Here is an 889-nt window from a genome sequence, read left to right on the forward strand (position 1 = left end):
GACCGCTGACTAAAATCATGATTCACTTCATCGACGACAATAAACACCTTTATGGGGTCGAGCTGATCTGTAGAGTCCTACCGATTGCCCCGTCAACTTATTATCGTGTTCAAGCCTTAAGCGACAACCCACACAAGCGTTCACTGCGCAGTCAGCATGACGCCTATTACATCGGTGAGATTAAACGTATTTGGCGGGACAGCAAGTGCCGTTACGGTGCGCGCAAAGTCTGGCAGCAGATGAAAGCTGACGGGTTAAAGGTTGCTCGGTGTACCGTAGAGCGTTTAATGAAGCAGTATGGTATGCAAGGTGTCTGGCGTGGCAAAAGCAAGATTACCACCAACAGCCGTGACGACCAAAAGCGCGCTGATGACCTAGTCAATCGTAACTTTAATGCACGTCAACCCAATCAGCTTTGGGTAGCTGACTTCACCTATATAAAAACAACTAGCGGCTGGGTATATACCGCTTTTATTATTGACGTGTTTGCCCGTAGTATTGTCGGTTGGAAAGTATCTAATCGCATGAATACCGATATGGTTATGGCTGCGCTAAATCAGGCGATAGCAGATAGGAACCATCCCAAAGATGTGATTCATCACAGCGATCGAGGGGTTCAGTACTTATCCATTCGCTATACTGACAAAATGTGTGACTCTGGTATCATCGCTTCTGTCGGCACGACTGGTGATTCATACGATAATGCACTGGCTGAAACGGTCAATGGACTCTATAAATCTGAGGTAATTGACTATTTAAAGGAGAACTGGACTGGTATCAATGATGTTGAACTGGCAACCCTTGAATGGGTGGATTGGTTTAATAAAATACGACTGCATAGCACGATTGGTTATGTGTCACCCTTTGAGTTTGAAAAGCGGTATTATGA

General features: G+C 45.3%; 1 protein-coding gene and 1 other annotated feature. The gene reads left to right on the top strand.

The genetic code is table 11. From position 1 onward, the window contains the following. Positions 1 to 92, top strand: a sequence feature (AL1L pseudoknot). This feature is flagged as partial in the annotation. Next, positions 1 to 889, top strand: an 889-nt coding sequence (locus INT03_RS00650) for an IS3 family transposase (protein ID WP_193007171.1), incomplete at both ends; no start/stop codon positions are given. Its footprint overlaps the feature before it by 92 nt.

The sequence above is a fragment of the Psychrobacter sp. PG1 genome (assembly GCF_014897815.1).
Lineage (GTDB): Bacteria > Pseudomonadota > Gammaproteobacteria > Pseudomonadales > Moraxellaceae > Psychrobacter.